The organism is Paenibacillus sp. SEL3, assembly GCF_054602585.1.
The window spans coordinates 1,893,044-1,919,230 of record NZ_CM137725.1 but is presented as its reverse complement, the minus strand read 5'-3'; the positions used below and the strand labels follow the sequence as shown (position 1 = coordinate 1,919,230).

At 46.6% G+C, this 26,187-nt stretch carries 26 protein-coding genes; 12 read left to right on the top strand and 14 right to left on the bottom strand.

Annotated elements, in window-relative coordinates; translation table 11 throughout:
* Positions 1–113 precede the first annotated feature (113 nt).
* Positions 114–1,046, top strand: a complete 933-nt coding sequence (locus tag ACYCS5_RS08955) for an NAD-dependent epimerase/dehydratase family protein (protein ID WP_165148603.1) — start codon at positions 114–116, stop codon at positions 1,044–1,046.
* A 66-nt stretch (positions 1,047–1,112) separates the two neighbouring features.
* Here the strand turns inward: ACYCS5_RS08955 and ACYCS5_RS08950 are convergent, their stop codons facing one another.
* The 5 genes from ACYCS5_RS08950 to ACYCS5_RS08930 form a co-directional block, all read right to left on the bottom strand.
* Entirely contained in the window at positions 1,113–1,439 is a 327-nt protein-coding gene (locus ACYCS5_RS08950) for a PTS sugar transporter subunit IIB (RefSeq protein ID WP_061830059.1), read from the bottom strand.
* A gap of 30 nt (positions 1,440–1,469) precedes the next feature.
* Positions 1,470–2,906 (bottom strand): glycoside hydrolase family 1 protein, encoded by a 1,437-nt coding sequence (locus ACYCS5_RS08945; protein ID WP_165148606.1) that lies wholly within the window; start codon positions 2,904–2,906, stop codon positions 1,470–1,472.
* Positions 2,907–2,976: 70 nt separating this feature from the next.
* Positions 2,977–4,272, bottom strand: a complete 1,296-nt coding sequence (locus ACYCS5_RS08940) for a PTS sugar transporter subunit IIC (protein WP_029518300.1) — start codon at positions 4,270–4,272, stop codon at positions 2,977–2,979.
* A gap of 18 nt (positions 4,273–4,290) precedes the next feature.
* Positions 4,291–4,659, bottom strand: a complete 369-nt coding sequence (locus ACYCS5_RS08935) for a PTS lactose/cellobiose transporter subunit IIA (protein WP_029518301.1) — start codon at positions 4,657–4,659, stop codon at positions 4,291–4,293.
* 123 nt (positions 4,660–4,782) lie between these two features.
* Positions 4,783–6,708: a BglG family transcription antiterminator gene (locus ACYCS5_RS08930; protein ID WP_459760950.1), complete on the bottom strand. Its 1,926-nt coding sequence runs from the start codon at positions 6,706–6,708 to the stop codon at positions 4,783–4,785.
* Positions 6,709–6,867: 159 nt separating this feature from the next.
* On the opposite strand from ACYCS5_RS08930, the gene ACYCS5_RS08925 reads away from it, so the two are divergent.
* Both ACYCS5_RS08925 and ACYCS5_RS08920 read left to right on the top strand, forming a co-directional pair.
* On the top strand, positions 6,868–7,266 hold the full coding sequence (locus tag ACYCS5_RS08925) for an Rrf2 family transcriptional regulator (protein WP_029518303.1): 399 nt from the start codon (positions 6,868–6,870) through the stop codon (positions 7,264–7,266).
* A 114-nt stretch (positions 7,267–7,380) separates the two neighbouring features.
* On the top strand, positions 7,381–8,286 hold the full coding sequence (locus ACYCS5_RS08920; RefSeq protein ID WP_459760949.1) for an NAD(P)/FAD-dependent oxidoreductase: 906 nt from the start codon (positions 7,381–7,383) through the stop codon (positions 8,284–8,286).
* Positions 8,287–8,409: 123 nt separating this feature from the next.
* Here the strand turns inward: ACYCS5_RS08920 and ACYCS5_RS08915 are convergent, their stop codons facing one another.
* The 4 genes from ACYCS5_RS08915 to ACYCS5_RS08900 all read right to left on the bottom strand — a co-directional run bounded on the left by ACYCS5_RS08915 (position 8,410) and on the right by ACYCS5_RS08900 (position 13,213).
* Complete coding sequence (locus ACYCS5_RS08915) at positions 8,410–9,504, bottom strand: glycosyltransferase family 4 protein (protein WP_039272645.1); 1,095 nt, start codon at positions 9,502–9,504, stop codon at positions 8,410–8,412.
* A 51-nt stretch (positions 9,505–9,555) separates the two neighbouring features.
* Positions 9,556–10,650: a tetratricopeptide repeat-containing glycosyltransferase gene (locus tag ACYCS5_RS08910; protein WP_069012658.1), complete on the bottom strand. Its 1,095-nt coding sequence runs from the start codon at positions 10,648–10,650 to the stop codon at positions 9,556–9,558.
* Between the two features lie 58 nt (positions 10,651–10,708).
* The gene (locus ACYCS5_RS08905; protein WP_459760948.1) at positions 10,709–11,800 is read right to left on the bottom strand and encodes a glycosyltransferase family 2 protein; all 1,092 of its coding nucleotides are present in this window, start codon (positions 11,798–11,800) and stop codon (positions 10,709–10,711) included.
* A 192-nt stretch (positions 11,801–11,992) separates the two neighbouring features.
* Positions 11,993–13,213, bottom strand: a complete 1,221-nt coding sequence (locus tag ACYCS5_RS08900; RefSeq protein WP_459761062.1) for an NTTRR-F1 domain — start codon at positions 13,211–13,213, stop codon at positions 11,993–11,995.
* A gap of 678 nt (positions 13,214–13,891) precedes the next feature.
* Between ACYCS5_RS08900 and ACYCS5_RS08895 the strand changes: the two genes are divergently transcribed.
* The 4 genes from ACYCS5_RS08895 to ACYCS5_RS08880 are packed head-to-tail and all read left to right on the top strand — an operon-like array spanning position 13,892 to position 18,058.
* Complete coding sequence (locus ACYCS5_RS08895; protein ID WP_459761303.1) at positions 13,892–15,007, top strand: ABC transporter ATP-binding protein; 1,116 nt, start codon at positions 13,892–13,894, stop codon at positions 15,005–15,007.
* Positions 15,004–15,726, top strand: a complete 723-nt coding sequence (locus ACYCS5_RS08890) for an ABC transporter permease (RefSeq protein ID WP_029518315.1) — start codon at positions 15,004–15,006, stop codon at positions 15,724–15,726. The genes ACYCS5_RS08895 and ACYCS5_RS08890 overlap by 4 nt, the downstream gene beginning before the upstream one ends.
* A gap of 5 nt (positions 15,727–15,731) precedes the next feature.
* Positions 15,732–17,123: a GldG family protein gene (locus tag ACYCS5_RS08885; RefSeq protein ID WP_029518316.1), complete on the top strand. Its 1,392-nt coding sequence runs from the start codon at positions 15,732–15,734 to the stop codon at positions 17,121–17,123.
* A complete protein-coding gene (locus ACYCS5_RS08880; protein ID WP_459760947.1) occupies positions 17,120–18,058 on the top strand; it encodes a DUF4340 domain-containing protein in 939 nt (312 codons plus the stop codon). Before ACYCS5_RS08885 ends, ACYCS5_RS08880 begins: the two co-directional genes overlap by 4 nt.
* 75 nt (positions 18,059–18,133) lie before the next feature.
* Here the strand turns inward: ACYCS5_RS08880 and ACYCS5_RS08875 are convergent, their stop codons facing one another.
* Entirely contained in the window at positions 18,134–18,331 is a 198-nt protein-coding gene (locus ACYCS5_RS08875) for a YvrJ family protein (protein ID WP_230585117.1), read from the bottom strand.
* Between the two features lie 192 nt (positions 18,332–18,523).
* Between ACYCS5_RS08875 and ACYCS5_RS08870 the strand changes: the two genes are divergently transcribed.
* From ACYCS5_RS08870 to ACYCS5_RS08860, 3 genes are read left to right on the top strand one after another with little or no spacing between them, the layout of a single operon-like run.
* On the top strand, positions 18,524–18,880 hold the full coding sequence (locus ACYCS5_RS08870; protein ID WP_322252298.1) for a sigma-70 family RNA polymerase sigma factor: 357 nt from the start codon (positions 18,524–18,526) through the stop codon (positions 18,878–18,880).
* A gap of 29 nt (positions 18,881–18,909) precedes the next feature.
* The gene (locus ACYCS5_RS08865; RefSeq protein ID WP_230585106.1) at positions 18,910–19,065 is read left to right on the top strand and encodes a hypothetical protein; all 156 of its coding nucleotides are present in this window, start codon (positions 18,910–18,912) and stop codon (positions 19,063–19,065) included.
* Between the two features lie 54 nt (positions 19,066–19,119).
* On the top strand, positions 19,120–19,779 hold the full coding sequence (locus ACYCS5_RS08860) for a hypothetical protein (protein ID WP_459760946.1): 660 nt from the start codon (positions 19,120–19,122) through the stop codon (positions 19,777–19,779).
* A gap of 73 nt (positions 19,780–19,852) precedes the next feature.
* On the opposite strand, the gene ACYCS5_RS08855 is transcribed toward ACYCS5_RS08860, so the two are convergent.
* Positions 19,853–21,430 (bottom strand): esterase/lipase family protein, encoded by a 1,578-nt coding sequence (locus ACYCS5_RS08855; protein ID WP_459760945.1) that lies wholly within the window; start codon positions 21,428–21,430, stop codon positions 19,853–19,855.
* A 194-nt stretch (positions 21,431–21,624) separates the two neighbouring features.
* On the opposite strand from ACYCS5_RS08855, the gene ACYCS5_RS08850 reads away from it, so the two are divergent.
* A complete protein-coding gene (locus ACYCS5_RS08850) occupies positions 21,625–22,614 on the top strand; it encodes a YhcN/YlaJ family sporulation lipoprotein (protein ID WP_459760944.1) in 990 nt (329 codons plus the stop codon).
* Positions 22,615–22,718: 104 nt separating this feature from the next.
* Here the strand turns inward: ACYCS5_RS08850 and nagA are convergent, their stop codons facing one another.
* The 3 genes from nagA to ACYCS5_RS08835 are packed head-to-tail and all read right to left on the bottom strand — an operon-like array spanning position 22,719 to position 25,532.
* A complete protein-coding gene (gene nagA / locus ACYCS5_RS08845; RefSeq protein ID WP_459761302.1) occupies positions 22,719–23,939 on the bottom strand; it encodes an N-acetylglucosamine-6-phosphate deacetylase in 1,221 nt (406 codons plus the stop codon).
* Entirely contained in the window at positions 23,936–24,664 is a 729-nt protein-coding gene (nagB, locus tag ACYCS5_RS08840) for a glucosamine-6-phosphate deaminase (RefSeq protein ID WP_340956678.1), read from the bottom strand. The genes nagA and nagB overlap by 4 nt, the downstream gene beginning before the upstream one ends.
* A gap of 1 nt (position 24,665) precedes the next feature.
* Entirely contained in the window at positions 24,666–25,532 is an 867-nt protein-coding gene (locus ACYCS5_RS08835) for a MurR/RpiR family transcriptional regulator (RefSeq protein WP_069011015.1), read from the bottom strand.
* Between the two features lie 357 nt (positions 25,533–25,889).
* Here ACYCS5_RS08835 and ACYCS5_RS08830 point away from each other — a divergent pair, with 357 nt between their 5' ends.
* Positions 25,890–26,168: an acyl carrier protein gene (locus ACYCS5_RS08830; protein WP_013311713.1), complete on the top strand. Its 279-nt coding sequence runs from the start codon at positions 25,890–25,892 to the stop codon at positions 26,166–26,168.
* Positions 26,169–26,187 lie beyond the last annotated feature (19 nt).

Here is a 26,187-nt window from a genome sequence, read left to right as displayed (position 1 = left end):
ACACATTATAGATTGTCTTCGGACTGTGCGTGTGCCTGCGCCAAGCTATAGGGAGTCGCATAACATGATGCGAAGGGAAGTCATATGCTTCGGTTCAAAAGGAGGGTGAGCTAGTGAAGGCTTTGGTCACCGGGGGAGCTGGATTTATTGGTTCTCAGCTGGTACGTGCGCTTGCTGATTCGGACATCAGAGTACATGTGCTGGATAATCTGACGACCGGAAATATGGCAAATGTGGACCCGCGCGCGGTCATGCATATTGCGGATATTCGCAGCTCTGAAGCTAGGACGTTGCTGATTCGGGAAAGCCCGGATATTGTGTTTCACTTGGCCGCACAGGCTGATGTGCAGCAATCCATCCATCAACCCGATGAGGACGCGGATGTGAACGTGCTGGGGACGATTCATTTGTTGCAGGCTTGTCATGAAGCCGGTGTGTCAAAATTCATATTTGCTTCCACATCTGGCGTATACGGAGAGCTGCAAAAGCAATGTATACAGGAAGACGATCCCGTGGAGCCCATTTCAGGCTACGGACTGTCCAAGCTGACCGCAGAATCGTATATTCGACTTTTTTATCGGCTGTACGGGTTGAACTACACGATTTTGCGTTATGGAAATGTGTACGGTCCCGGTCAGGCCGCGAAGGGAGAGGGTGGTGTTGTCGCTCTTTTTATGGAGCGGCTGAAAAAAGGAAGCCCCTTGCTCATTCACGGTGATGGGACACAAACTCGTGACTTTGTGTACGTCAAGGATGTAGTCCGAGCGAATATGGCGGCTATCCATGCAGCGGACCAACGCACAGTACATGTAAGTACGGGACGAACGACGTCCATCAATCGACTGGCCTACGATTTACTGAAGCTGCATGGTTCGTCTGTCCGCCCTGTGTATTCACCAGCGCGAGCTGGAGACATTCACCATAGCTGTCTTAGTAACGCAGTCGCCAGACATTGGCTTCGTTGGGAACCGCTATATGGCATTTCTGCCGGTTTACAGGAAACGTATGTGAGTAGTATGGGCTCAGGCAAAGAAGATATGTCGTGATAAAGAGCGCGCAACTCAAGAAAGAGACTGAGGGAATTCTCAGCCTCTTTTTCATTTGAATAGCAATTAGATGTTCTCGCCAGCCAGCTTCAAGGCTTGATCTAGGACAGCTGCACCGTTTCCTCTACCATAAGCCAACGTGTCAATGACATCTACAGGAATGCTATAGGGAGCAGCAATTTCGGTGACTGCCTTTTTACGCATCCGTACTTGAGGTCCGAGCAAAATAGCAATCACAGAATCTGTAATACCTTCCAGTTCTTCCTTAATGGTGCTTTCGGGGATGGCTTCGATGTTCAGCTCTATGGATCTTGCTGCTGCTTCTTTTTTCATTTTAGAAACCAAAATAGATGTGGACATACCTGCAGCACATGCCAGAATAATTTTTTTCATCGTTGAGCGCCTCCAGAAATTCATTTTTAACTACTTATACTCTTCATCCAGATCAGCAACAAACGAGCGTTCCTTGATAGCGGCTTGATACCAGTAGCCGGATTTCTTCAAATGCCGACTTCGATCATTGTCTAGGTTAATTTCCACCAGTCCGTAGCGATTTTTAAAAGCATTCATGGGAGAAACGTTGTCTGTAAAGGCCCACAGCATATAACCTGTACAGTTGGAGCCTGCTTCTACAGCTTGTAATGTGTAGTATAAATGCTCAGTTATAAAGTCAATACGATAGTCGTCCTGAATAATGTGTTCCTCATTTTTGAAAGCAACTTCATTCTCAATGCCCATACCATTTTCTGCGACAAACCACTCGATATTGTGATATTCGTTCTTAATGCGCATTCCCATATCGTAAATGATTTTAGGATAAATTTCCCAGCCCCGTGACTTGTTCATTCTTTTACCCGGAAGATCAAAATGCTCATAGTAGTAAGAGGGGTGGAAGGGGGTGTTTTCGTTCCACGCTTTACTCTGCGCTTTGACCCGATGGGGATAATAGAGATTGATTCCGACGTAGTCAACGGTATTTTCCTTAATTACGGTCAGTTCTTCCGTTGTAGCTTCAAATGCAATATCATGCTTGCCCATGAGATCGAACAATTCTTGCGGGTATTCGCCTTTAATAAGCGGGTCCAGAAATACTCGATTGTAAAATAAATCATACACATGTGCCGCATACTGGTCATGAGGGGCGCTTGATCGGGCATAAGTGACTTCAGGATTCAGAATAACGCCTATTTTAGCCCCGTGCTGACTATAGTTTTTTGCTTTGAAAAGCTGTACGCACTTTGCGGTAGCCAGCGTTTTGTTATAGTTCCATTGCATCCACTTCCGCGTATTTTGTTCATAGGGATAGCGAAGGGCATCCAGATAGACGCGAGTCTGTACAACAATGGGCTCATTAAACGTAAACCAGTGCTTGACCCGATCGCCGTACCGTTCAAACACTTTTTCCGCATATTTTACAAATAACTCCACTACATGCTTGGAAGACCAGCCCTCATATTTATCCAGCAGATAGGCAGGGACCTCATAGTGTTCCAGACAAATCATCGGCTCGACTCCACTCGCAATCAGCTCATCAATGACCCGGTCCATATAATCCGCATACGTTTCATCCACCACTACATTCTCATAATCCGTTAAGAAGCGGGACCAATTAATAGAAGTACGATAATGGGTTAAGCCAATCTGCTTCATCAGCGCAATATCTTCGGTATAGCGATTATAAAAGTCGGTTGCAACCGCGGGTCCATATCCATTGTGCCAGACATAGCGGTCATTTTTGTACCATTGGTCCAGGAATGAGTCCTGACCTTCTTTTTTACCGCTCCATCCCTCTGTCTGCCAGGCGGAAGCCGCTGCACCCATGATGAAATTCGATGGAATTTGTATCGTATGTTTAGCCATGACATGTTTCTCCTTTTCATTGTATAAAGAATGCGTTTTCAATTAATTAGTGTATTTCTATAGTAGCGCATTATTCAGTCGTTCGCTTGTTGGCAATTTTGACGAACGGGAAATAAATGATAATCGCTACCACAATGCAAACGATCTGAGTGACGACGGCTCCAATGCTTCCACCTGTAGACAGGTAGGCATTAATAATAGGCGGAGTAGTCCATGGAACCATGACGACGGCTTTACCTGCAAATCCAAGTAATGTCGAGAAGTAACCAATCGTTCCTGTGATGAGCGGAGTAATAATGAAAGGGATAGCCATCAATGGATTCAACATAATCGGAAGTCCGAAAATGACAGGCTCATTAATATTAAACAGACCTGGGCCGAGCGAAAGCTTTGTTATTTCCTTCATATCTTCACGCTTGGAAGCGATCATAATACAAATCAAGAGGGCCAGCGTAATCCCTGAACCACCAATACTCATGTATACGTCCCAGAAAGGCATCGTAATAATGTTCGGAATGGGCAGTCCTTGCTCATAAGCAGTCATGTTGACAGTAATCGCGCCAAGCAGCAGGGGTTCACGAATGGGCTTTACCATTTGGTTTCCGTGAATACCGATCACCCAGAAGATTTGCGCAACCAGCATCAGCACCAGTATACCTGGCAGTCCCTGTACTACGGCCTCCAGAGGTTTTTGCACCACATTATAGACAGCATCGTACAGATAGAGTCCCGTAAACTTATGAAAAAAGAATCCAAACATGGAGAAGACAGTCACCGTAATAATGGTAGGAATGAGTGCGGAGAATGAAACGGCCACATTGCTGGGAACACTTTCAGGCATTTTGATTTTTAGCTTGTCGGACTTACCCAGTTTGCTGTATAGCTCGACGGACAGGATGCTTATGAAAATCCCTAAAAACAAGCTCTTGGTATCCGTAAATTGACGGGCTATGACGTCTGTTACTTTTTGCATGTCACCGTTAACCATCAACTCTATCGTGGTTGGTGTCACAGAGATAAAACAGATTAAAGCAAGCAAACCGGGGAAAAGATTTTTCTCACCATTAATTTTTCCTAGCTCCAGACCAATCATGAAAACAGCCAGAATGGTAAGGATATTCAAGCTGGCATAGTTAATGCCTGAGAAAATCGGTTTGTACTCAGCCAGGAATGAGAATGGCCTAAAATGGGCCAAACCATTGACTGGGTCCATGACCATATTGGAAATCAGTACAGCAAAGGCACCGACAATAATAACGGGCATCAATGTGATAAAAGCTGATTTGATCGCTATAATATATTTAAAATTGTTGATTGCATTTGCTACCGATGTGAGGCCGTCAACCAGTTTGTCTTTGAATGCCATGGGATAGCGTCCCTCCCTCTACGATTTCGGTACGAATTGATCCATGCGTTCATACAGGTCTACAAACTCTGAGGCCATATCGCGAATGGTGAGTGCATTCATCAAATGATCTTGAGCATGTACCATCATGACAGACATCTCTGTTTTTTCACCCGCTGCTTCCTTACGGATGATTCTGGTTTGAATCTTGTGGGAGGACACCAGTTCTTTTTTTGCTGAGGCTAATTCTTCTTTGGCTTCACGAAATTTCCCCGCCTTTGCAAGCTCAATCGCCTCCATGGCGGAGCTGCGTGCATTCCCTGCGTATAATATAATTTGGAATACAATCTCTGTATCATCCATGTCCTCCATGTTCACGTCGTGTTCTGTAGATTCATCATGATTCACGTGATCCTCTCTCCTTTCAATCATCTCGTTCGTATGGCTATTATAATTTGGAATCGCTTTCAACATAACACACATTATTTCCTCTTCTTAACGGAAATCAATCGTTCTTCATACTCCTTATGTTCAACTATTTTTATGCAACACTTCTATGAATTCTGTATACGTTTTGCAGCGAATAAGCTGCTGGACGAGCTGTTCATTATTTAAAATTTCAAGCAAAATATGATACATAGTCTGTAAATCTTCTGATTTGGTGCGCTGTACACAGAGCATACAAATAAACTGTACCGGCTTACCATCCCAATCGATTGCTTTTTGTAATGTACAGATGGCCCAGAACGTAGAATCTGCGAAAGGTTCCATCGGATGCGGGATCGCGACCAAGTTGCCAAATGAAGTGGGGGAAACGGCTTCACGCTCTATCACCGATTGCAGCAGGGGGCCTTTTATAAGATCTGCTTCGTGTATTTTTCCGGCTATAAATTTAAGCACTTGGAGTTTGTTCTCAAACTTCTGCTGAAGGAAGACCAATTTTTTTCGTACATACTGCACAGCAGGAAGTCTGGCTTCAGAAATGGCTTGCTCAATTTTCGTAATATCGGAACTGCCCAAAAATGTATTCACATGGATCATGGGGATAGAAAGCGGTTCTGAAATGGGGATCGTGCTAATGACAAAGTCCAGTGTATCCAACGGCATTTGTTTCAGCTTATAAAGTTCAGTGGTTCCCACGATATCCAACCTGGAACCGAAGACCGATTGAAGCTTGTAATACAGCAGCTTAGCACTGCCGAGTCCAGAAGCACATACGATCATACATCTTTTGGGTGCGCCCTCCATTTTCTTTCTTTCCATCGCGACTCCGATATGAATGGCTAAATATCCAATTTCATTTTCCTCGATGTGTATATGAAGCCGCTGCTTGATGACCTCCGCAGCAATGATACCTGCTTCAAAGGCAAGCGGGTAATTGGCTTTGATTTCATCCAGCATAGGATTACGCAAATTCATTCCGTATTGATAACGGTTGATCACTGGTTTGAGGTGAAGGCAAAATGCAATCAGCAATTCTTGATCGTTATGAATGTTCATCTTCAACTGCTGATCAATTTGGTCTAGTATTTCGATAGTCAGTTCGTAGATATCTTTATCAATGATCTTTTTAATCTCCATCTCATCCATACGGACACTAACGACGGTCCTTACACCCAACAGGTGAACAGCAATGTACGCAACTTCAACAAGTGGAAAGGAGGGCTTCATGTTTTGTTCCAAGGCGGATACGATCTCAGTCGCCACCCTAAACTCTTTTTGCGCTTCGATTTTTTTCATCTCTTGCGGATAATACGACACATACCTTTCTTCACGAATTCGCTTACATGCTATAGCAATATGAATGACCAGATTGTTCAGGGCAATGTCCGATAACTGAATATCATGGATCTCAATACGATCCAGAATCACTTCTCTTATGAATTCCATCTCTTCGTTAGAGATCAGAGGAGGGTGGGACATCTGCTGCTCGCCTATTTCATCTGTCCTACTGAATATATAGTCGGAAATGCAATAACGCAGCTTGGCCTCATTCCCTTTGACTCGAATACCATGATAGGGTTTATTCTCCAGAGATAGTCCGTAAGTTGCCAGCAGCTTGCGCAGTTCTTTGAGGTCATTCTGTAAAGTGGATCGACTAACATACAGGATCTCGGCTAAATCATCAAGTTTGACATATGCATTGGTAAGCAATAGCTTTTTCATTAAAAAACGATTTCTAGCTTCAGAAGAACTCGCTAATGGATAGGGCCCATTATTTTCATCATCCTTTAATTGCTTCAGCAGATGATGAAATGCTTGTTCGTCCCGAATCTCTAACTTGTAGCCTGTTCCTTTAAGGGGTTTAACTGCTGCTCCATGCTTTGACAACAGCGCACCCAATTCCTTTAAATCCGTTCGTATCGTTCGAGAAGATACCTTCAATGCATTTGCCAAGTGTTCTCCTTTGACCATCTGTTCAGCAACCAATATACGAAGAATATCAAAAATACGCACAACGAGCCCCCTTTCTTAGCTGTTTCTGATGAACAGTATACAACGGTTAGAGCGTAACCAAAAGAAGGGTTGACAACAGCGTGAATCCTAGATGATCTTGACACACTCGCAGATTCGGCGATATAGTAGATACAATAAGTCTTTGATTGAGGTGTAGTTATGAAATTTACAAAAGCAACGAATTATGCTCTGCACACTATGCTCATGCTCGTTACTGATTCGTCGGTTAAGCCGGTAGGTGTTCAGCAACTGGCTGAATCCCAAAATGTTTCACCAACTTATCTTTCAAAAATTTTGACGAGGCTTGTGAAGGCTGGAATGATCGAATCCGTTTCTGGAGCCAATGGAGGCTATCGCCTATCCCGTCATAAAGATGACATTACCTTTTTGGATATTATCCATGCCATTGAAGGTACGAATTCTTTGTTTGAATGTGATTTCGTCCACGGTTCTGAGTGCCTGATTCAAGCTGTAATGAGGGAAGCAGAGGAGAAAATGGAACGACATCTAAAAAATACGAAATTGGTCGATTTGGCGCAAAAGCAAGCACAAGTGTAAAGTGAGCGATTTTATATAGAAAGAGGGTGGTTGCCAGTTATGTAAAACGGTGTTTTTTTGGTTATATCGAAGACATAAAGAGTCTTTAATATCTTTTAAAAGGAGTTGGGTGTTATGCTATACGATTGCGCTATTATTGGCGGAGGGCCTGCTGGGTTGAATGCAGCCCTCGTGCTGGGCAGGGCAAGGAGAAGTGTGGCCTTGATTGATAATAATCGGCCCAGAAATGCGGTTACGCATGCGTCGCATGGTTTTATTACAAGAGACGGCGTAACGCCAGCCGAGTTCCGCCGTGTAGCTTATGAGGAAGTGCTGCGTTATCCGTCTGTCCATCATCTGCAAACCGAGGTTGTTTCGATTATGAAAAACGTATCCGGATTTGAGGTGCTTGATTCGTCAGGCCTCCGCGTTCAAGCGCGAAAATTGATATTAGCGACGGGCGTAAAGGAGATATTCCCTGAGATCGAAGGTTTTTATCCGTTATACGGGAAAAGTTTGTTTAATTGCCCTTATTGCGACGGCTGGGAGCTGCGGGATCAACCGCTGGTCCTCGTCTCTGAATCGGCGGCTATATTTCATACAGCCAAACTACTCCTTAATTGGAGCAAGGATTTGATCGTCTGTACGAACGGTCATGCATCCCTGTCGGACGAGCAAAAAGAACGGCTTCAATCCAAGGGGATAGTAGTAATAGAGCAACCTGTTGCGGCGTTCATCGGTCACAATGGAAAGCTTGAGCACGTGCGCTTTACGGATGGCACTCAAGTCCCGAGGATCGGCGGCTTCGTGACTCCCCAGTTTGTACAAAGTGCACCGTTTGGAGAACATTTGGGCTGTGAAAGAACGGAGTCGGGCGGGGTCAAGACGGATGAAGCGGGGAGAACCTCCATACCTGGTGTATATGCTGCCGGGGATTCATCGTACTTCATGCCTTCTCAGTTGATTTTTGCTGCGGCCGACGGCAGTCGAACCGCTGCGAGCGTAAATATGGATTTAACAGAGGAAGATTTCAACGAATGACGAGAAATTGGAAATGTCCAATATGGAAGATCAGGTAGATTCCAATATTCAATAATAAAAAAGGCAAGATAAAGCTGACGATGCCCCGTATATAAAAAGGGTTGTCGTCAGCTATTTTTTTAATTACCTCACACCTAGCGTGTTCATCATCTGTCTGAAGGAACGCACATATTTATCCGGTGCCAACAGGTTAACGATTCGCGCCAGTCCTTTCTTGCGAATAGATTCGCGTTGAGGTACGTTGTTCATCAGGTCTAGTCCTTGCAGTATCGCCTGCAAGATGTCTCCCTGCTGATAAAATTTACCGGTTTCGTTGTGGTCAATGAATGCTCGTACTCCGTCTGAATCAGAGCTTAATACCGGGCAACGACAGGCCATCGCCTCAGCAACTGCATAGCCGAATCCCTCCACCAATGAGGTCGATAGCAAGTAGCCGCCTGAGTCGCCAATCATGGAGTAATACAGGGGCATATTGGCATGAGGTACGCTTTTAAAACGTTCGATAATGGAGGACATGCCAAGCTGAGTAAGCATTTTTTCGAATTGTATTTTATCCTCCGGCTGTGACAATGTTTCATCATAAAACATCCAGATTCGAAGATCCGCACGGTTTTGCAGCATCCAGTAAGAAATATCGACAAAATGCCTCCAGTTCTTGTTGGGCTCTAGCCGTCCAACCCAGGCAATAACCGGATTAGCTGGAGGAGTGTTAGGTACATAATTAAATACGCTGGTATCCAGCACGTTTGGAAACACATAGCGATTAAGCCATGGACACATGGTGGAGAAAAGATTCACTAAATGAGTCGTATCTGGTAGGAGCACTGCATCGGCGTAATTTTGAAGATACGGAACTGCATCTGCAACAACCCAAGCCGCTTCTTCGTGAGGGCCAAAGCCCTGCGATTCATAGATCAATATCCCCTGATAGCCCAACATTCGCAATCTGGGGAGCATAGGGTAGTCCGAAGAGACGATAATTGCATCGTAGCGATGAGTCTCCACCAGCTTTCGAATTTCTTCTTCAGAGGAAGTCGTGAACACTGGAATATCGCCGTGCAGGTTCTGCATCCCTGTACCCTGCTGATAATAGAGAAGATGACATTCGATCCCGTCCTGAATGAGCGCTTTACAACGCTGGCGATTCAAGGTTTCTACGCCGCCGCTGGGTATATAAAAAGTAAATAGAACTTTGATCTCAATAACCTCCTTTGCCAACCACAAGCTCTAATACCAAGTTATTCAACCAACAGGACGGGGTGTGGGTTTCTATGGAAGCCTGGATTGAATTAGCGCATAATTATGACTGAGGCGAGAATCTTCCGGGGAGCGTTCTGTTGCTTCTTTCGCAAATTCACATGCTTTGTGTAAAAGGCCTAACTCGTAGCAAGCGAGGGCACCAAGATCATACAGCGTGGCGTCCCAGCAAAAATCCTCTTGCATGTACGTATCCGGTCGTGTAGAAATTTGCAGCGCTTCTTCAACCATATGATAGACGGCGGGCCAGTTCCGCGTATGATAGGCCAGCTGAGCCATTTCCGTGTAAGGTTCACGTAAATACGGTGCTTCCGCAATAGCCCGGTATAACCAACGTGTTGCCTCTTGCCATTGTTCACTTGCTTTATAGGCTCTAGAAATAAAGCGCATCGAAGCACTGCGTTCATCTGCCCAGCGTGCCTGCGGCATGGCAAGATGTTGTTGCAGCGTAGCAATGCACTCGTCCCAACGGCCATGATACATATATTCCCGCCCCAAGTAATGCATGTTGCGGTCATCCTCGGGAAACTCGCGCACAGACTGCTCCAGCAGTGGAAGGTATTGGCTGCGGGACTTGTGCGGATCGGGATCATGATACAAGCGGAGCTGGTCTGATCGGATGTTGCGTTCTTTACCCTCTCCGATATATTCAAGCACCTCGTGAACTGGGCGTACCCAGCGGTACCCGTGACGAGTGTGTATTTTTTCTTTCCAGAACCATGTATAAACGGTATCTTGCCCAGGCTGTCCATGTGTAAAGGCATATAGCATCCGGGTAGTTCCTTCCTTCCAGTTGCGTTCCAGCCGCGACCGCCAACCCTCCTCCCAGACTTCGTCCAGATCCGTACAGACACAAATATCTATATCATCAGGGACCAGCCGTAGGGACTCATTGCGAGCTTTGTCAAAACGCCAAGGAGTTACCTCTATACGATGCACCTCTGCACCCGCTTCGTGTAGCAGGGAAACAGTATCGTCTGTAGAGCCGGTGTCCGCTACAATGACAACATCGGCTTCACGCATGGTGTGCATCCAGCGTTTGGCGAATCGGGCTTCATTTTTGCTAATGGCATAGACAGCTATTTTGTACCGATTCGATTGTTGCATTCCGCTTGCTCCTCCTTTGACTTACTTAAAGATTAAGGGGTGAGTGTGGGGGACATTTTTATTGGGGAGGATTCAGGATTGAGCTGAAGAACTGTCGATTATGCAGGACGTACGGGTCGTTGGGAATGTAAATGGCAGCTTGCTCGTTGTGCCAATTCGCACGTGTGTAATCCTTCATCCGAAAATGGCAAATGCATAGCTGGATATGAGGAAACCACGTTTGGTACGCGTCTTGTACCGGGCCCATCGTGTCGGGAGGATTCAGAGTGGTAGCCATGTCGTACCAGTAAATAGCTTTGGAGATCTCATTTTTATGCAAAAAATAATGACCCATCCGACAGCACAGATCAGCCCTGGGCGTATCGAAGGTCAAACTATGGAGAGCCGCCGTAATGCTTTGCTCCAGCTTGCCAAGCTGTTGTAGACAATCAGCCATTTTGCTACATGCACTAATCGCGTCCTCTGCCCAGCATTGTCCAGTATCCAGAAAATCCTGGTAACCCTGCACAGCCTGCTCATATCTTTTATTGTCTCTTAACTCGTTAGCGTAATAGTAGAGGTCACGAGGAGAGAAGGCATGACCTTGGGCGAGCAATTTCTCATAGATTCGCAGGTTTCGTCCTGGAGAGACCGTGTGTGTTCTAGTGTGAGTTATGGCGATATCGGCATGTTGAATATTCCCGTTTACGGCGAGGTACTCATGCACGGCTCCGTGCCAACGGAACCCGGCTGACCTTCTAACTAAGCGGTTTCGACGAAAATGTAGGGTGACATTGCCGTGATCATCAAAGGCATAATGATAATTCATAGACACGGAATCCACGATTGGTGTGGCTGAGGAATCAAGGGTTTGCTTCAGCTCAAGCAGCTTGACGGCGTCCTGTTCCTTCAAAATATCATCGGCATCCAGCCAGAGAATGTATTCCTGCGTAGCTTGTTCAAACGAATAGTTACGTGCAAGGGCAAAATGATCTACCCATTCAAATGGAAAAATTCGATCTGTAAAGTTGCGACATATGTCAATGGTCTGATCCTGTGAACCCGTGTCCACGATGTTGATTTCATCCATAATAGGATGGATCGATTCCAGGCAACGGCCAATAGTATTTTGATCATTTTTGACGATCATGCACAGGCTGATACTGATCAATTGAGTACCACTCCTTTGGGAACCTTCTAAGGATTCAGGTCGAACATAAAGCTTTATTTATCAAGAGGTCTGATTATAGAAGCCCTGCCGCAATCGCGGCAGGGCAAGGATGACAAAGCCTAAACGGGCTGTGCGGCTTTGTCGATAAGGTATGGTACGTCGCTTAAATATAATGTGGTAGAAAAAAGAACGTTAGAGTCCGGTAGGCCCTGTAGGTCCAGTCGGCCCCGTAGGTCCGGTAGGTCCAATCGGTCCTTGTGGACCAGTGTCTCCTGTTGGTCCAATCGGGCCAGTAAATCCAAGGCCAAACGGTCCGGTAGGTCCAGTCGGCCCTGTTGGTCCAGCGGGTCCCGTAGCGCCTGTGTCGCCAATAGGTCCGACAGGCCCGATAGGTCCAGCAGGTCCGGTAAAGCCGGTGGCACCCGTAGACCCGACAGGTCCGGTAACACCTGTGTCACCCGTGGCGCCTGTAGGTCCGACAGGTCCAGTAGCACCTGTATCACCCGTGGCGCCTGTAGGTCCGACAGGTCCAGTAGCACCTGTATCGCCCGTGGCACCCGTAGGCCCAACAGGTCCGGTAACACCGGTGTCGCCCGTGGCACCCGTAGGCCCGACAGGTCCGGTAACACCAGTGTCACCCGTGGCGCCTGTAGGTCCGACAGGTCCAGTAGCACCTGTATCACCCGTGGCGCCTGTAGGTCCGACAGGTCCAGTAGCACCTGTATCGCCCGTGGCACCCGTAGGCCCAACAGGTCCGGTAACACCGGTGTCGCCCGTGGCACCCGTAGGCCCAACAGGTCCGGTAACACCAGTGTCACCCGTGGCACCCGTAGGTCCGACAGGTCCGCTAACGCCTGTAGCGCCTGTGGCACCCGCAGGCCCTGTAGCACCCGTAGGCCCGGCAGGTCCGGCTGGGCCCACAGCTCCAGCTGCACTTGCTTTAACAAGAGCAATAGAATCAATGGCTACATCAGCAGTGTTAGCCAAGGCATTTTTACTAATAACCAAAAAGGCAAAGGCTGCGTTGGCTGGAACAGGAGCTGTTACTTCATACAGGCTTTGCCATGTTCCGTTCACAGCGTCTGGCAATGTGCCTGCGCTCAAATAGGTAGTCAGCCCCGTGCTAAGGAAGCTAAAGGTTGCGTCATAGTAATACAGAAAAATGTTAACTTGAGGACTGGACAGGCTTCCTATTTTTGCAGCTGAGAGGCTTAATGTATAGCTTTCGCCTGGTGCAGCAAAAACGACCTGGGAAAGAGATGCATCTACTGCGCCTCCTGTCAGGATCGCACTATAAAAGTTTGTCTTTTTTACGGATAAGTTAGTGACGGTCACATTTGCAGCGTTCCAAAAAAGGGTAGATCCAGTCTCGAAGTCGCCGTTATTAACTAGATTGGTAAATAGTACGGTCATCGTTTTTTATACACTCCCTTCACACGTTGTAATGATAGTAGATGCGAATCCACGCCGTGGCGAACCGTACAAGTTTACGAGGGCAGATGCGCATTTCCATGTTCACATTTTAGACACATTATTTTAAGCTTCTATTTAAGTGACGTTAAGCTGGAGTTATATGTGGGGGGGTATCATTAGAATTTAAAAGTGTAGCATGAAGTGCGAGGAGACCGCTCCGTGAAGGCTTTGAGCTTCCGATCGCTGTTGCAGTAGGATTCTTCTTTGATTAGATAAGACATATAAAGGTAAGAATCCTACAGCAAAGGCGAACGCTAGCGCTTCTCCAGCTTCAAATCCTTCGCTTCGCTGCTACCTGCTTCCCATGCAACATTTTGGGGGAGGGTAACAGCAGGGAGGAGACCGCTTCGCGAAGGCTTTGGGCTTCCGATCGCTGTTGCCGTGGGATTTTTCTATGATCAAATAAGACATATAAAGGTGAAAATCCCAAGGCAAAGGCGAACGCTGGCGCTTCTCCAGCTCCAAATCCTCCGCTTCGCTGCTACCTGCTTCCCATGCAACATTTTTGGGGGGGAACAGCAGGGAGGAGACCGCTCCGCTACTCATGCAACATTTTAGGTGGGAGGGAAGTAGGGGAGCAGCAGGGAGAAGATTACGATAAAGGAAAGGGTGGAACATGTGCTCAAAGTGCAGCAGGTAAGCAAGTGGTATGAGGGCAACCGGGGTGTACATAAGCTGGATTTTGAAATGCAGCGCGGTGAAATTGTTGGTTTCCTGGGGCCGAATGGCGCGGGTAAAACGACAACGATGCGCATGATTACAGGGTATCTTCAACCCAACGAGGGAGTGATTACGATTGATGGTATCCCGATTCAGGATAAGGGCAGACAAGCTCGTTCCAAAATCGGTTATTTGCCGGAGACGCCCCCTTTATATGAGGATATGTCCGTAAGATCCTATTTAAAGTTTGTAGCTAGTATTCGGGATGTGCCTGCGAGAGAGCAGAAGCTGCGTATTTCAGAGATGATGTCCAGGCTGGGACTGAATGGGCGGGAAAAACAATTAGTCCGCAGTTTGTCAAAAGGGTATAAACAGCGCTTGGGACTGGCAGGTGCGATTATTCATAACCCGGATTTACTGGTGCTAGATGAACCGACCTCGGGGTTGGACCCCAATCAAATTTTGGAGATTCGTCAGCTCATTCAGGAGATTGGCGAAAATCATACGGTATTGCTCAGCACGCATATATTGCCTGAGGTAGATGCTTTGTGCAATCGTGTTCTCATCATCCATGAAGGGAAACTGGTCATGGATGGGCGCCCTGACGCGCTCGGCGGTTCGATGGAAGATGGATTTAAGGTGAAGGTGGAGGTTAAAGGCAAGCGTGAGCAGGTGCTGGATGTCCTGCGTACTTGGGGAAAAGTAGAGGTTGAATCTATGGCGACCACGCAGCCTCCAGCGAACACGAAGCTGACTGCCGCAGAGCCAGAACTGACCGGATTGCTACTCACAGGAGCCTCCGGTGAGGATTTTCGCGAAGAACTATTTTATGTGCTGTCTGATGCGAAGCTTCCGATTTTAGAGATGAAAAAAGAAAGCCTTAGCTTGGAAAATATCTTCCAGCAGTTAACGACCCGCGAGACGGAAGAAGGTCAGGTCGGCGATCCAGCAGTACAAGACCTACATTCCTCGGAGGATGCAGCACCTACGGCCATCACGGTGGAGCATGGAGAAGCTGCGTCCAGCAACGATAAGACTGAAGAAGATAAGCATACAGGAGGTAATCGGTCATGAGGCGTTTGTTCGCGGTCTGTCAAAAAGAGCTGCAAGCCTATCTGTGGACACCAACAACGTATTTTGCGCTTGCAGTGTACATGCTGCTGACGGGGTTACTTTTTTATACCAATTTTGTGATGTATCAGCCTAGCATTCTGGACTATCGGCTGGTACTCGGCGACACCTTGTCCATGCTGGTGTTCGTCGTCCCATTACTCACGATGAGGCTGGTTGCGGAGGAATTCAGGCAAGGTACGGATGAACTGCTGCTTACCTCACCTGTGAGTGTGACGGAAATGATCGTGGGTAAATTTTTGGCGTCGTTGGGCATGTTGCTCATATTAGTGCTGTGTAGTCTAGCGTATCCGGTCGTGATGTCCTTTTATGGGTCGCTGGATTGGACGCTGGTATTAACATCTGTGATTGGTCTGTTTATGCTTGGCGCAGCCATGATGGCGATCGGCTTATTCGCTTCGACGCTTTCACAGCATCAGATGATGTCGGCGGTCGTCAGTTTTATTATTTTACTTGTGTTCTGGATGCTGGATTCGTTTGGTGGACAGACGGGTGCATCTGCGGCGGTACAGCAATGGCTGGAACCTTTTTCACTAACCGCACGGTTTGACAGTTTCACCAAAGGATTGCTGAATGGAGCCGATGTGATGTACTACGTGACGGTGGCGGTACTCTTTTTGTTATTCAGCATCCAAGTGGTTGAACGGAAACGGTGGAGGTAATGAATATGAAAAAATGGCTGGGTCATACCAATAGTGTGGTACTATCGATTGCTGCTGTAGGGATTTTTATTTTATTGACGTTATTTCTGCGTTCGCTGGGTGGCTTTCAACTGGATCTGACGGCAGGGAAGCAGTATACGCTGTCTGACCAAACGTTGACGACCATCCAGGATGTAAAGGAAGACGTACGATTGATTGCCTTTACCGTATCCACCTCGCAAAATCAGAAGCTGAACCGGGATGTTACGGATATGCTGAATGAATACGCCAAGCGTAACAGCAAGCTCAAGGTCGAGCAATACGATCTGAATCAGGAACCGATACTGGCCAAGCAATATGGTGTTACTGCAGCGTCTATTGTGTTGGTGCAGGGGGAGAAGAAACGGGTTATAGATATTGGGAGTCTATTTACGCAAGCTCAGGGGAGTGGTGAAGGGGCATACCAATTTACGGGGGAAGAAAAGCTGACGAGTGGATTGTTGGGATTATCATCTACCCGTCAAGGAAAAGTGGCCTTTCTAACTGGACATGAGGAAATCCCATTGTCCCAAATGACTGAATTAAGTAGCTCACTGTCACAAGATAATGTGAAAACAGAGGAAGTTCAGCTCAATCAGGCGGGTAGTGTACCCAAAGATGCGTCTGTATTGGCTATTGTTGGACCAGAACGTGATATCAGTGCAACAGAACTGAAGAGTATTCGTACGTATCTGAATGGTGGCGGAAAGCTTTTTATGGCACTAGGCTTTCACCCGAACATGGGGTCCGATTGGAAAAACCTTGATGCATTAGCGGCTGATTATGGAGTGAAGGACACTCATGCCATCGTGGTGGATCAAGAACAGACGAATACACTTGGACCGCTATGGACGGTTCCTACCTTCGGCAGTCATGCGATCACCGATAAGTTGGCGGCTTCCAATCTGTACCCTGTTCTTTCATTGTCTATTGCTTTGCAGGCAGGAGAGCAGAAGGATTGGAAGACGACGCTTTTGATGAAATCTTCTGGAGCTAGCTATGGTGAAACGAATATCCAAGGTCTGCTGAACAACGAAACACAGAAGGATGACAAGGACCCGCAGGGGCCGCTGGATCTCGGTTATGCGGTAGAAGGGAAAGACGGCAAGCCCAAAGCCGTTATTCTCGGAACGTCTGCCCTCTTAAGCGACACTGAGATCGGCACAGGAGGCAATCGAGACTTTGTGCTGAACAGTCTGAATTATGTGCAGGAGCATTCTGATGGGCTCACTATTCGTCCTCGTCAGGAGCAGGATTATAAGGTAGCTTACTTGACTCCTGCACAAGCGAAAACGATATTGACCATATCTGTCATCGGATTGCCGTTGCTGTTCGCGGTCATCGGAATCTTATTATGGTGGAGGCGAAGAAGAGCATGAGAAAATGGATACCCACAGTGCTGCTGTTAGTTGTATTGGGAGCGGGTATAATCTATGCAAAGAGCCAAAACTTTTTTCATGAACAAGCGCCGGCTGCTCGTCAGCTGATTCAGCTTACGCAAGAGAATATTACGTCTTTCGCAATCACTGGAAAGGACGGCAAGTCGGTGGAACTTGAACAACATGATGGCCAATGGAGTATGAGCAAGCCACGGACTTACCCGCTAAACCAATATACAATAGACAATTGGCTAGCGGCGATTCAAAATGTAAAGTTGGGTGAAGTGGTGGAATCTTCCCCTACAGACGTAGCCAAATATGGGATCTCCGCTACCCATGATCAGATTGAGATTAAGACCAAGCAGGGTGACGTTCGTACCTTTGCTTTCGGTGAAACGTTGCCTTCCGGAGATGCTGTTTATGTATTATCAGACAAAAAAGAGATAGCTCCTGTACCTATAGATACTCTTTCAGGGTTATTGCTGGGTGCTGAAGATTTTATAGATACAACGCCGTTCGATTGGGACGATACCAAGCTGAGCGGAATAGAGTGGGAAGGCCAAAATGCTTCATGGATGCTCAAATCCTCCGGTAACAGCGGGACCGGAGACAGTGCCTCCACATCTTGGACGCTGAACGGAAAGTCAGTAGCCAGCGACACGGCGATTTCCCTCTCGCAGCAGATCAAAAACCTGGCCAGCAGTCAGGCCTTGCGCAAAGCCTCTGAGCTGAGCAAGCCTGTCCACCGCTTTACGCTAAGTGTATCGCTGGGTAAGGATGATTCCCAGCTGGTCTATCAGGGCTGGACGCTTAAAGATGATCCAGATACCGTATGGGTTGTACCGCCACAAAGTAACTGGGCTTATGGTCTGTCAGTATCTGACGTAAACCGTACTGAACAGAATGACCACGACCAAGCTCAGGCTGGAAAATAACCATTAGTAATTAAATTAGCTGCACAAAGAGGCTCCAACGGCGGATGATCGTCGTCTGGAGCTTCTTTGTGTTTGTTATTCGTCAGGTTTGCTGCTTTTGGAAGAAGAGTTGTTAGTGTCGTTTAAATCTTGGATTACTTGAATCAGCTCATGAAGTGAGACATCCAGCTTATCCAGCTTTTCCTCCATCGTGTGCAGGATGTGCCGCAACAAAATAAAACAAAGTCCAGCCGGAAAGCCTACGTTGGTAACCAGAGAAAGAGCATCATCCATTTGCAATGTATTCCCTCCTTTTTAGCCATATATAAAGGAAGGTAAATTAAACGAACCATATACAACCGATTGTAAAAATAGTATAATAAATAAGAACAAGTGTTCTGATTGTGGTTGTAAAATAGGTTTGGAAATTACCCTATAGTATGAGGATTAGAAAAAGTCAAATCCAAAGAGAAAGGGTGATTTACAATGGATCAGTCTCAGCTAACATTGGTAGAACAATATCGAAAGAAGCTGTACCGCATTGCCTGGAGAATCCAGTATCGTGCTCGGGTACAAACCAATCATGAATTTGTAATGGAAAAGAACGAAGCCGTCAGCGCCCCATCTTTTACAGAATCTTCAAACTCTCATATGTACACATTACAGCTTATCAACTCTCTATCTTCTGAGATCGGAAAAATGATCATCTTTGACCTTTACATACTAGATAAAACCGAAGCACAGATTGCAAAAGAGTTAAAGCTATCCCAACAGGCGGTGAATAAATGGAAAAAGAAAATGCTGAAAGAGTTATTTCGGATGCTGAGTTCGTCCAATTGCTAAAATTAGTACAAAGTGGAGATCAGGAGGCCATGTATAGGATACTTCAATTGTTCGAGGAAGACATTCAAAAGACCAGTCGATATATTCGTATGTCCCGTGAAGATGCTGTCCAAAGCATTGTGACTGATTTTATAGAAGAACTGCGACAAGAGTTAAAGACAGTGAAAAGTGGACAATGGATATAGCCTTGGCTATCCTTATCCGTAGGTTTACTTATTTAACGGAGGGCTTATAAGTTTATGATTGATAACAGGGCTTCTTTTGAGAAAAGTGCGAAGATGTACCCAGTCAACAGTATTCGTTCCAATGTCATCATTCTTGTTTTATTACTGTTAGATCTGTTTCTGGTTATCCCCTTAGTGGGAAATCCATACATTGCAGTTTACGTGTATGTACTGTTGCCACCGATTGTTTTGATAAACATTTGGGCTCTAGTACTGGTCATCATGCCACGCAAATTGCAATTGAATTACATTTTATTCCGTGGTGTATTTGGTTTGATTTGTTCTATGGGCTTCATGATCATGACACAAAAGTTTGCTTATGGCATGTTGGGTCTGGATACTTCATGGTATTTTATAGGTTCTTTTGCCCTTTATGGAGTCGCTTTGTATTACTTTATAAAATATAATTTGGCGAAATTCAAAGATCCTTCAAAACATAAGAAGAAACCAAAAGTTAAGAAAAAAAACAAGAGAGCGCCTGTAGTGACGATCACCACATTTACTGGGGCTGGTTATCTGATAGCGAAGGTTTCCCTCGGATTTGCTACACAACAATTAGTTGCCACAGTATTGATCAGTGTATACTCCATGCTGGCATTTGTTCTTTTTCATTTTATTATGGATTTACACCGCTACTATTGGCTTCATAAGCTGAGGAATCAGACAACAGATTGAACACAATGAAAAAAAAGCCTGCAAATGCCCCAACTTAATAGGGATTCGCAGGCTTTTTAGGCTGTAGATTTATTTAGTCGACATACTTGTTGCCGTCTGCATCAATATAAATGGATTGAACAGCTGTACGGCGGTACGGATAACCTGCCTCTGTGGTGCCGCTAATTTCATAGGTTACAGAATAGATGCCGGGCTTGTCCGCTTTGGATAGCTCAATTTGCCCATTAGGTTTAACCGTTTTTTGCTGTGCCGTCAAACCTTTAGGTGCAGAAGTGACTCCTTGCTGCGGATCACCATAATATTGAACTTGGTAGGTGACTTGTGTCACGCTGTCGGGGGAATCCTGTGTTTTCAGGTTTAGCTTCGGACCCACTGCATTCAGATTGTATTTCAGTTCAGGAACTTGAACAGCCTGGTAACGTGCAATCAGGAGATACGCTCCTTGATCAGGAACTGTGACGTTCAGTTTATAGGTGCCCGGTTTTGGATTTTGAATGACGGCGTTATGATGCCAGGCACCAGCAAAAATATCGTCATCATAGCCTGCTTTCAGATTAATAATTTCACTAGTACCGTCAGGCTTGGTTAGTTCCAGCTGACTCACACGTTTATCGCTGATCCAGTCCAGATCAATGGATTTGACACCATTTTCAACAGTGAGGGTTTCTGAGGCTTGTCCATTATAATCGCCGCCTCGAATAAAGTATGAATTGTCGATCTCGCTATAGGTGGCTTGTACAGCAGAAGCAGTCAGGGAAGATGCTGAAAGTGCTTCAGTTTCCTGATTCAATGCTGGAGTGTTTGCTTGGAGGTAGGGTTGGATCAGGGAGAAAACGTAGGAGCCGGTACGAACCTTGGCATGATCCCAAGATCCGACTTTAACTACACGTCCGCCGGGAAGCTTAGCGTTGTCGACTGTGACCACTCCATCATTCTTACCAAAGGATGAGAGGTAAAGTCCGCCCATTATGTAGGAAGCAGTGCCGCCAGACCAGTTATCACCAGCAAACGTGAAGAATGGAATTGTAGTCGCATTACTGAGTGCATCGGTCTTGGATCGGAAATACTTCATATAAGATGTTTGTAAAGTGGAGGTACCAGGATTTTGTGAGCCGACGATATCTGCCAGCCATCCGGCCCAGCTACTGTAGGCGAGATCTGCAAGTTGTGAGCCATGATGAGGACTGCTGAGGGTGATGACACGTTGTACATAGGGAGCGGCTCCGTTATATACGAGAGCGGTTTGAGTATCCACTCCACCTTTGCTGTGGGCGATAACGATAAGTTTTTTTCCAAAGTGATTACTGATGACCTTAATTTTGTCGGCCAGAAGCTTACCATTGTCCCACATATCTTGGGAGGTGCCATTTGTATCGTACAGATTAATGGTGGCTGTCTGGTATCCGGCGTCACGTGCACGCTGAAGCATATCGTTATTATTCTTGGTCCAGACTTCAGCACTACTGTTCAAACCATGTACGAACAAAAGTGCTGGCTTGGTAGGATCAACGCGATTAGGTGATGGGCCTTCTACCCAGCTTCCAGCGGGATCTTTCGGGGGTTGGGGGGTAGTGGAACCTGCAAAAGCGCCGACGGGGACAAGAGTTATTGATAAGAAAAAAATGAGCATTAAAACAGTGATCTTTTTCAAACTGAAAATCCTCCTTTGTAAAATAAAGTATTTTTCAAGCTTATTATACATGCCATCTTGTGGTAAATCATCAATTGTATTTCATATTTACATTAAAATTTTATTTTTTTAGTCATTTTTTAGTCAGGATATCCCCATGATCCATGGCGCATGATAATCTCGTCACACATTTTATATGTATGGAGGATGAGTTCATGCCAGGAACTAAGAAGGTCATTAGTTTGACGATTTCTGCTGCTTTACTCGCCAGTATGGCTGCTTTGACCGGGTGCGGAAATGCCGATCATAACGTTCGTACGAACAGTACACGCTATAACGCGCAAAGCACACATCGAATGGATGGTGTGAACCGTTATGGTATGGATGGTGTGAACCGTAATGGTATGGATGGTGTGAATCGTTATGGGGTTAAGTCGAATGGTATGGACGGGATGTCATTGAATGAAAATGGCAACCGAACCGGACATCCAGTCCGTAATCTGCAAGTCGATCGCAATTTGTCCAAACGTATATCCGAGATGCCGGATGTAAAGTCTGCGACAGTGCTGGTCGGTGAACGACATGCCTATGTAGCCGTTTCCTTGAAAGACCAAGCCAACGGAACAGGTGTCGGTGCTCCAAGTATTGACGGTACTCCAAGTGCAAACAGTACTGGACGTAACGGGAATGTACCGAGTGTGAATGGCGTTAATGGCACTAGAGGAAACCGTACTACGGATACTACAACGCCTGGAATGACAGACAATGGAGTTACCGGGAATGGAACACCTGCGCGTCGTGATGACGGTTTATTTGGTACGATGGGTACAGGATCGTACGGTATGTTGCGTGGCTTAACGGACAACAACAATCGCACAGATAACGGAAACACCACAATCGAGGGAGCAAGAACTGCATATGAACCAAGTGATGCAGTCAAGAGCCGTATCGCGAATAAAGTGAAGCAATTTGCACCTTCGATTGAACAGGTACATGTATCCGCTAACCCGGACTTTGTCAAACAAGCCACTGACTTTACACACAGTGTGCAAAATGGTCATCCGATTAGAGGCTTGAGCAATGGTATGATGGATGTAATTGAACGTGTATTCCCGACCTCGGCGGCTGATACAAACCGTCCAATGAATAATACAGCACCCACACGTCCACAAAATCATACCCCTGCCCCGATGAATCATCGCTAATTCAAACCCTATAATTGTGCAATGCCAAAGAAAGAGCTATCCATCTCAGCGAATACGCTGGTGGATAGCTCTTTAGTTTTGGGGGAATGATAACTATAACTGAATTATTTGCGCAATCCTTTAATCCATACGCCTTGCAGCTTTAAGTCTCCATCCAGTAACAGGATATCTGCTTGTTTACCTGCTTCAAGCGAACCTGTACGATCAGCAATGTGCAAGGATCGAGCCGGATTCAGGCTGGCCATTTGTGATGCCGCAGGAATACTCATACCCACGTGTTGAACCAAATACCGGAAGCCTTCAATCATCGTTAGTGTGCTTCCGGCCAATGTGACGCCATCCTCCAGTCGTGCTACATCGCCCTGCACAATCACTGGCAAATCGCCGAGTGTATATTTCCCGTCTTCGAGACCAGTAGCAGACATGGCATCGGTGATGAGAATGAGATTATGATCCTGTTTTAACCTAGCGAGCAGGGAAATGGCGGCGGGATGCACATGAATGCCGTCCGCGATGATTTCTGCTTCAATGCGCGGATCAGCAAGTACGGCTCCGGCGGCTCCCGGCTTGCGATGATGCAACGGAGTCATCGCATTAAACGCATGCACCGCATGGTTCAGCCCTGCCGTCGCTGCCTGTTCAACCTCTTCATACGTAGCATCCGTATGACCGAGAGCTGCGGTAATGCCATGGCTGCGCAGCCATGCAATCAGTTCCAGCGCTCCTTCCCGTTCGGGCGCAAGCGTGAGCTGGCGAACAAGGCCCGGGTAGCGCTGCTCCCATTCTGCTACCCATGAGAGATTCGGTGGCACGATATGTTCCGGGTTTTGCGCTCCCGGCCACTTCGGACTGATGAACGGTCCTTCCAAATGTACGCCCTCCAGTTGCGCATAGGGCATAGGTAGTGCCATGTATGCGTGAACTTCACTCAATACCCGGTCAATCTGTTCCTTGGGCGCGGTCATCGTGGTAGCCAGCATAGCTGTCGTACCTTGTGAACCGTGAAAGGAGGTGATCGTATCCAGCACCCTCGGATCGGAGTCCATAAAGTCCTCACCGTTCCCGCCGTGAACATGAATATCAATAAAGCCTGGCAGCAGATAGCCTCCTTCCAAACGCACAATTTTGGCGGTTTTCGCTGCGCTTTCTTCCTGATCTGCGAAGACTAACGCTGTCCAATCGGCGGGCAAATTCGCTTCTGAACCAGCGTATACAATGGATTGCCCCTCAATGACGACAACCCCTTTTTCAATGATGTCATTCCCAACGACAACTTGCCCATACAGTAGCTGGGGTACGGTACCACTCATTTCATCTGACTTCAATTGAACCATTCTCCTGCCTCCTGATCTAATAAAATAAGTACGTTGGGATGGCATTGCAGCAGGGAAGCCGGACACGCTGTCGTGACGGGTCCAGTTAAAGCCTGCTTTATAATGTCAGCCTTATCCGCACCAAAAGCCACCAGTATAATTTGCTTCGCCTTAAGAATCGTGCCTACTCCCATCGTAACTGCTTGCCTGGGTACAGCATCTATTTCGCCAAAAAATCGAGCATTCGCCGAGCGCGTGCTTTCTTTTAAATCTACAACATGTGTAGCTCCAGCCAAGCTGTGACCAGGTTCGTTAAAGCCGATATGTCCATTATGACCAATGCCAAGCAATTGCAGATCCACGGGGCCATGATCCAGAATAGCCTGCTCGTGCGCTGCACATTCTGCTGCCAGATCCAGTGCATTCCCGTCAGGGACACGTGTGTGGGATATCGGAATATCGATATGTTGGAACAAGTGCTCATTCATAAAGCTTCGATAGCTCTGCGGATGTTCTGGGGGAAGACCAACATACTCATCAAGATTCACGGAATAGGCGCGTGCAAAACTGACCTGTCCCTTGCGGTACATATCTGCAAGATGTCGGTAAATGCCAATCGGCGTACTACCGGTGGCCAGGCCAAGCATGGCCTGTGGTTTGGATTGCAGCAAGCTAGCGATCACAGCGGCGGCAGTAGCGTTCAGGTCTTCACGGCTGTTCAAAATGCGTATGTTCATCTTAGTGACCTCCCGGTTGTTTTTTGAGCTTGCTCACTTGTTGATATGAACCTTCCAATCTCGGAATATATTTGTCAAAATCCGCGCTCACCATACCTGTAAACAGAATATCTATGATATGAAGCTGGGCGATGCGGGAGGCCATATCACCACGTCGCATTCCTTCCTCCAATGAGGAGGAAAATAGCGCAATATCCGCAAGGCCTGCCAGCGTGTTGTTTCCGAAGGAGGTCAGGGATAGTGTCTTGGCCCCTTGTTCCTTGGCGCAGCGTAGAGCCGCAATGGTCTCCTGGGTTTCTCCTGAATAAGAGACGGCAAAGGCGACATCTCCCACTCCGAGCGAGGAGGCAGAGGTAATCTGCATATGTGAATCTGCAAAGGCAGTGCTGTTCTTGCCAATACGGATGAGCTTCTGGTAAAAATCCTGCGCCACAATCGACGATGTCGCCATCCCATAGAGATCAATGCGGCTCGTGGCTGACAGCCATGCAATAGCCTGCTCCAGCTTGTCGTAATCCAGCAGTCGGGTCGTGTCTGCAATGGATGCGGTGTGGTTCGCCTGAATAGCTTGCACGATTCGGGGAAGTGAATTTCCGGCGACAATATCCTGATAGGATTCTTCACCATTACGGTTGGAATGGGACAACTCGGCGGCCAGCTTCATTTTGAAATCGGGATAGCCTTTAAAATGTAGTGATTTGCAAAACCGCGTAACGGTCGCTGCACTCACACCACAACGCTCTGACAGCTCCCGAATACCCAGATGTAACACATCTTCCGGGGATTGCAGGATGGATTCCGTCAGCTTGCGCTCCTGTACGGGAAGCAGCTCCAGTCTTTGGGCTAATGTATGAAGAATGGGGGACATGAGCTGTGCTCCTTTGGCTGTAGAGTATTTGCGTGAAAATAAATATCGTTTATAAGAATGATATTAAGAAAAACATTTTCACGTGTATTGTAAAATAATTCTGTCGCTCATGCAAGAGATGTGAGAAGAATTTTTATTAAATTTTGCGAAAAAATAGCCAGCGAAAATTGTAGAAGTTATCATACATTAATTTACATATTGCGAGTTTTACTTACAAAACAACCTATTGACTTGTCTCTTCATTGGAGGAGTATAATTGAATAAAGTTCCAGTGAAGGAATTTTTCTAGGAGCTTTCTTTGCAGAGGGCATCGTTGGGTGGAACGAACAGAATCTCATTCACAAGGAGGAGTTTGCTATGCAAAGCCAAGTGATTGAAATGATCAGCGCAGTCAAGGAAGATCCTGAACTGGTCGCAAAGCTGGATGGACATTCGGACATTATTCATGATGCGGGACTGGATTCGTTGCAGTTGGTTCATTTCATGCTGCAAGTGGAGGATGCATTTGATGTGGAGATTGATTTTGATTCCTTTGAACTGGAGCATTTGAGCTCGGTAGATGCGTTTTGCAGCTACATTCAGGGGATCAGCGATGCGGAACAAGCGCCGCATCTGGAGGGAATGGAGACGGTCTGACGTACAGCTAGGTACATGT

Excerpts from the sequence above, each read along its gene's own strand:
- ACYCS5_RS08950 (WP_061830059.1), bottom strand. The coding sequence starts at position 1,439 with ATGAAAAAAATTATTCTGGCATGTGCTGCAGGTATGTCCACATCTATT.
- ACYCS5_RS08945 (WP_165148606.1), bottom strand. The coding sequence starts at position 2,906 with ATGGCTAAACATACGATACAAATTCCATCGAATTTCATCATGGGTGCA.
- ACYCS5_RS08940 (WP_029518300.1), bottom strand. The coding sequence starts at position 4,272 with ATGGCATTCAAAGACAAACTGGTTGACGGCCTCACATCGGTAGCAAAT.
- ACYCS5_RS08925 (WP_029518303.1), top strand. The coding sequence starts at position 6,868 with ATGAAATTTACAAAAGCAACGAATTATGCTCTGCACACTATGCTCATG.
- ACYCS5_RS08920 (WP_459760949.1), top strand. The coding sequence starts at position 7,381 with ATGCTATACGATTGCGCTATTATTGGCGGAGGGCCTGCTGGGTTGAAT.
- ACYCS5_RS08910 (WP_069012658.1), bottom strand. The coding sequence starts at position 10,650 with ATGCAACAATCGAATCGGTACAAAATAGCTGTCTATGCCATTAGCAAA.
- ACYCS5_RS08900 (WP_459761062.1), bottom strand. The coding sequence starts at position 13,213 with ATGACCGTACTATTTACCAATCTAGTTAATAACGGCGACTTCGAGACT.
- ACYCS5_RS08890 (WP_029518315.1), top strand. The coding sequence starts at position 15,004 with ATGAGGCGTTTGTTCGCGGTCTGTCAAAAAGAGCTGCAAGCCTATCTG.
- ACYCS5_RS08885 (WP_029518316.1), top strand. The coding sequence starts at position 15,732 with ATGAAAAAATGGCTGGGTCATACCAATAGTGTGGTACTATCGATTGCT.
- ACYCS5_RS08880 (WP_459760947.1), top strand. The coding sequence starts at position 17,120 with ATGAGAAAATGGATACCCACAGTGCTGCTGTTAGTTGTATTGGGAGCG.
- ACYCS5_RS08875 (WP_230585117.1), bottom strand. The coding sequence starts at position 18,331 with ATGGATGATGCTCTTTCTCTGGTTACCAACGTAGGCTTTCCGGCTGGA.
- ACYCS5_RS08870 (WP_322252298.1), top strand. The coding sequence starts at position 18,524 with ATGGATCAGTCTCAGCTAACATTGGTAGAACAATATCGAAAGAAGCTG.
- ACYCS5_RS08865 (WP_230585106.1), top strand. The coding sequence starts at position 18,910 with ATGTATAGGATACTTCAATTGTTCGAGGAAGACATTCAAAAGACCAGT.
- ACYCS5_RS08860 (WP_459760946.1), top strand. The coding sequence starts at position 19,120 with ATGATTGATAACAGGGCTTCTTTTGAGAAAAGTGCGAAGATGTACCCA.
- ACYCS5_RS08850 (WP_459760944.1), top strand. The coding sequence starts at position 21,625 with ATGCCAGGAACTAAGAAGGTCATTAGTTTGACGATTTCTGCTGCTTTA.
- nagB (WP_340956678.1), bottom strand. The coding sequence starts at position 24,664 with ATGAACATACGCATTTTGAACAGCCGTGAAGACCTGAACGCTACTGCC.
- ACYCS5_RS08835 (WP_069011015.1), bottom strand. The coding sequence starts at position 25,532 with ATGTCCCCCATTCTTCATACATTAGCCCAAAGACTGGAGCTGCTTCCC.
- ACYCS5_RS08830 (WP_013311713.1), top strand. The coding sequence starts at position 25,890 with ATGCAAAGCCAAGTGATTGAAATGATCAGCGCAGTCAAGGAAGATCCT.